This window comes from Aminobacter sp. MET-1, assembly GCF_026521175.1.
Classification (GTDB): domain Bacteria; phylum Pseudomonadota; class Alphaproteobacteria; order Rhizobiales; family Rhizobiaceae; genus Aminobacter.
Genome location: NZ_JAMSHL010000182.1, coordinates 1 through 234, shown reverse-complemented (window position 1 = coordinate 234; position 234 = coordinate 1). Strand labels below are relative to the sequence as shown.

Here is a 234-nt window from a genome sequence, read left to right as displayed (position 1 = left end):
CGGCGTGTTGTTGCCTGCCATCGACAGGAGTGACCCGATGTTGTGCCGGTCGATCGACGCCGGGAAGTCGAGCCACGATCCATGTTTCAGAAACCGAGGATTCGCGCCGGCGTACGGCCCGAAGAGTATGGACCGCCGCCCGTCGACGATGCGGGTGTCGAGATGGGGCACCGACATCGGAGGCGCTCCGATGGGCGGAGTTCCGTAGACCTTCGCGTCGTGTCTGTCGACCAC

Annotated in this window: 1 protein-coding gene; it reads right to left on the bottom strand. The window is 64.5% G+C overall.

The window, feature by feature from the left end; translation table 11 throughout:
- On the bottom strand, positions 1–234 hold a 234-nt coding region (locus NDO48_RS29550), incomplete at both ends, for a malate:quinone oxidoreductase (protein WP_416377238.1).